General features: G+C 37.6%; 6 protein-coding genes. 3 read left to right on the forward strand and 3 right to left on the reverse strand.

What is annotated here, in order from left to right; genetic code table 11:
* The first annotated feature begins 136 nt into the window (after positions 1-136).
* Positions 137-493, forward strand: a complete 357-nt coding sequence (locus V7659_RS08900; RefSeq protein ID WP_026563890.1) for a DUF1798 family protein — start codon at positions 137-139, stop codon at positions 491-493.
* Between the two features lie 34 nt (positions 494-527).
* Here V7659_RS08900 and yppF read toward each other — a convergent pair whose 3' ends face one another.
* A complete protein-coding gene (gene yppF / locus V7659_RS08905; protein ID WP_144547398.1) occupies positions 528-737 on the reverse strand; it encodes a YppF family protein in 210 nt (69 codons plus the stop codon).
* Between the two features lie 190 nt (positions 738-927).
* On the opposite strand from yppF, the gene V7659_RS08910 reads away from it, so the two are divergent.
* Entirely contained in the window at positions 928-1,491 is a 564-nt protein-coding gene (locus tag V7659_RS08910) for a YppG family protein (RefSeq protein WP_335539515.1), read from the forward strand.
* A 52-nt stretch (positions 1,492-1,543) separates the two neighbouring features.
* Here V7659_RS08910 and V7659_RS08915 read toward each other — a convergent pair whose 3' ends face one another.
* Positions 1,544-2,023: an Hsp20/alpha crystallin family protein gene (locus tag V7659_RS08915; RefSeq protein ID WP_335539517.1), complete on the reverse strand. Its 480-nt coding sequence runs from the start codon at positions 2,021-2,023 to the stop codon at positions 1,544-1,546.
* A gap of 180 nt (positions 2,024-2,203) precedes the next feature.
* Here V7659_RS08915 and hcp point away from each other — a divergent pair, with 180 nt between their 5' ends.
* The gene (gene hcp / locus V7659_RS08920; protein WP_335539519.1) at positions 2,204-3,502 is read left to right on the forward strand and encodes a hydroxylamine reductase; all 1,299 of its coding nucleotides are present in this window, start codon (positions 2,204-2,206) and stop codon (positions 3,500-3,502) included.
* A gap of 38 nt (positions 3,503-3,540) precedes the next feature.
* Here hcp and V7659_RS08925 read toward each other — a convergent pair whose 3' ends face one another.
* Positions 3,541-4,239, reverse strand: a complete 699-nt coding sequence (locus V7659_RS08925) for a Crp/Fnr family transcriptional regulator (protein ID WP_335539521.1) — start codon at positions 4,237-4,239, stop codon at positions 3,541-3,543.
* Positions 4,240-4,297: the final 58 nt, after the last annotated feature.

Here is a 4,297-nt window from a genome sequence, read left to right on the forward strand (position 1 = left end):
ACGGGGCAGGGGAGACCCCGCAGGAGCGCAGCGACGAGGAGGCTCGCCGGACCGCCCGCGAACCGCTCGTGCCTGGAGCGGAAATCAACAGGCACATTAACAGAGCCTATTTTTTGGGAGGAAGGTTTTTTTCGAGATGTCTGAAGAAATTATTGATCTAACAGAAAAACTATTAGCTTTTAACAGCTTATTCATGAAGTATTATCAAGAGGGGCGAACAGCAGGGATTAAGCATGATTTTCATGAAGTCATAAAGCCATTTGCAAATGAAGTAAAGGATATAAATGACCGATGGAAACTGGCTATGAAGAAATGGCTTTCAGACTCAAACCATAAACATCTACATTTAAAGCAAATTGACACTACTTCTGAACATATTGATCAACTTTCAATCCAAGCCTTTTTCCCAGAGACTAGTAAAACAAGGTTTATTAATGCAAATCGTACGGTTGAATATTTCCTTCTAGAAATATTAAAAGAGTTGAAAAAATAGCAAAAGAGATGCAGTTGCATCTCTTTTATCTGTATTAAGAATGTTCGATGAGGGAGTCTTTATGTTCCGTTTCAGGTATTACCGCGCCTTGTTTTTCAAGTTCACGGACTAGAAGACGATATTCTTTAATATTAATATCGTTATGAATATACGCTTTCTTAGCAAAATCCATTAATGCATTAACATCATCAGTTGTATAATCCCTGCTTTGAATAAATTTGCTTTTTAATTCGCGAATGTCCATCTCTATTAGCTCCTCCTTCATCCTTTTTTCTATCGTATCACGAAAGTAATGGATTTCTAGTTTTTAAAATATTTAAACTTTAGACAAAATTCTTGTCATTATGACATTGGTAATCTTTTCTGGAGGAATCACCATTCCTTCCTTTTCTTCATAAAGTGTAGTAGATAAATTGCGGAGGAGATGTTTGCCCATGTTTGGAAAGAAAAGACCAACCAATTACTTCAATTATGGATACCCGGGGCAAATGATGCACCAAGGTCCAGTTGGTCAGCAAAGAAATCATCAGCAATATACTACTAATCCACCATACTTATATCAAAGTCCACCTCAAAACTTAGATTGGACATTATACCAACAACAAAATCCACAAAACCCATATTACCAGCAAGCCTACCCGCCATATATGCAAAACTATCAACCTGGCCATGTTTCTCAAGGTTCTTCGTATAATAGCCAGTCGTTTTCACAGTCGGATTCACAATTCCTTTTCCAGAACCCATTACAGCCGCAAGAAAAGATGGTACAAAAACCACAGTACGCGCCAATGAATGGCTATCCAGCGATGAACCCATATCCTAAACAAAGTGCGATACCAAAACAGCCTGGCGGCGTCCAATCCTTTATGAATTCTTTTAAGTCACAGGATGGAACGGTGGATATTAATAAAATGGTGAATACAGCCGGACAGATGATGAATGCTGTTAATCAGGTGAGCTCGCTTGTTAAAGGGTTTGGTGGAATATTTAAAGCGTAAAGAAGAAGACGGCTGCAGTAAGCCGTCTTTTCATATTGAGATATATAGTTGGTTACTCCTCAATTTCAATCATTTTCCCCTTTTCTTGTGGAATTCGGACTTTTAACAAACCATCACGATAGGAAGCTTTGACATATTTTTCGTTAATTGTGTGAGGAAGGGTAATGGTTCGGGATGATTTTTGTTGGAAGTAATTTCGTCGATAAATCTGGTTATGCTCATCTTCGGTTGTTTCAAGTTCTCTATTTTCCACAGATATAGTCAAATGATTACCTGAAATATTTAATTGAATCTGCTCACGTTTAACCCCAGGCAGTTCAGCTGAGATGATATATTCATTACCTGTTTCAATTGTGTCAACTTGGAAGTTTGCCCCTGGCGGAAATGGACTTTTGAAAAAATCATCAATTGACTGTAAAAAGCCCTTAATTGGTTTTTCATGGAAAAATTCGTTCATCGTTTTCATTAATTCACCAAAAGAATCAGTTCTAGGCTTTTTTGAATTCTTATCATTCGGCACCATAGATGGCATATGGATTCCCTCGCTTTCAAGTTTTTCACTTGCCAGTATATGCGAATAAATCTGGGTATGTGCCGCCCTAAAAGTTTGAACGATTTATTACAATTACTTTAAATGTGACATATATCACATTTAAAGTATGAGTTGATTAGTATAGTAAAGCAGAAAAGAAATGGAAAGTGAGGAAATAAAATGTTCTGTTATCAATGTGAACAAACTCCAACTGGCGGCTGTAATGTATTCGGAGTATGTGGAAAAAACGAAACCATTGCTAGTTTGCAAGATACAATTATCTTTGCCTTAAAAGGAATTGCAGCATATCGGACACACGCAAATCAATTAGGGTATACAGATTCTTTTGTAGATGCGACCACACATGAAGCTTTATATATGACCTTAACGAATTCCAATTTTAATGTTCAAGAACATATTGACATGGCGATGAAGGTCGGGAAGTCAGCAGTTCGTGTAATGGAGCTGCTAGATGAAGGTCATACAAACCGACTTGGAATCCCTGAACCAATCCGGGTCAGCCAAAACAAGATTGAAGGTAAATGCATAGTCGTTACTGGACACAACTTATTTGCTTTGGAGGAATTATTAAAGCAGACAGAAGGAATGGGGATCAATATATATACCCACTCGGAAATGCTTCCTGCTCACGGTTATCCAGCATTGAAAAAATATGCCCATTTAAAAGGAAACGTTGGAAAGGCTTGGTATGATCAGCGTCGGCTGTTTGAAAAATTTCCTGGAGCCATCCTAGCAACAACTAACTGTGTCATGCCCATCAAAGGATCTTACGCTGACAGAATGTTTACATATGAAGTGGCTGGACTTGAAAATGTGGAGAAAATTATTAATGATGATTTTACCCCATTAATTAATAGAGCATTAGAACTTCCTAATGCTACTATTGAATCTGATGAAACATTACTTACCGGTTTCCATCATGAAACGGTCTTAGGCTTAGCACCTGAAGTAATCGATGCAGTTAAAGCAGGAAAAATCAAACGCTTCTTTGTCATAGCTGGCTGTGATGCCCCAGGTCCTGGCGGTAATTATTACCGGGAGCTTGCTACATCACTCCCACCGGAGACTGTAATATTAACAACCTCGTGTGGAAAATTCCGCTTCAATGATGTCGACTATGGGGTTGTACCGGGGACGAAGATTCCACGGTATATCGATTTAGGCCAATGCAATAACTCTGGATCAACAGTAAAAATTGCGCTCGCACTTGCAGATGCATTTGGATGCGAAGTGAATGAACTTCCAGTCAGCATTGTTTTGTCATGGTTTGAGCAAAAGGCCGTCGCGATTTTACTAGGTCTATTTAGTCTTGGGATTCAGGATATTCGAATTGGTCCAAAACCACCTGAATTTATATCTGAAGGAGTGTTACAGGTTCTGCAGGATACCTTTAATTTAAAATTGATTGGTACAGCACAAGAAGACATGCAAGATATGCTTCAATTATCATTAACATAAAGAAAACAAAACCGCAGCATCGATTGGCTGCGGTTTTTTTATATTAAATTGATCTCTTCCATGAGAATTTCAACATCTACAATCATGTCGCCTTCATCATCTACCTCAATTAATTCATCTTTTTTCATTTTTGTCAGTGTTCTGCTAATGGTTTCCCTAGTTGTCCCTATCATATTAGCAAGATCCTTGTTCGTAAATTCAGATTTTAAGAGGATTGTCCCATCTTCTTGTTCTTTTCCATGTTTTTGCGCAAGTCGAATCAAAAGTTTTACAATTTGCTCATAGGTATTATTTAGAATTTGTTCTTCTAAACGGTTTTGTAAATCAACGATTTTTTCTCCCAACACTTTAAACACTTTAATACATAACTGGGGGTTATCAATCAAAACGGTTTCAAATTTTGAAATTGGAATAGCAATTAGTGTTGATGGCTCAAGTACTTCTGCATAGGCAGGATAATCCCCTTTCCTGAAAAAGCCTACATGGGGAAACATCTCGCCTTTTTTGGCAATTGCGACAATTTGTTCTTTGCCATTAATGTCGCTTTTGTAGATTTTGATTTTTCCGTCATAAATAAAATAGACATTTTCAAGCGGGTCACCTTGGAGAAATACATGGCTTTGCTTTTTCCATTCTCTGGAGATGGCGATATCAGTGATTTTTGTTAGTTCAAAATCATTTAACTCTCGAAAAAGAGTAAAATCAGCGAGCACTTTTTTTATTTCTTCAATCTTCATTCAATCACCTTCACAGTCATAGTCAGTTATTATCTATTGTAACAAAAATTTTAAAAAT

The organism is Neobacillus drentensis (assembly GCF_036966985.1).
Lineage (GTDB): Bacteria > Bacillota > Bacilli > Bacillales > Cytobacillaceae > Neobacillus > Neobacillus drentensis_E.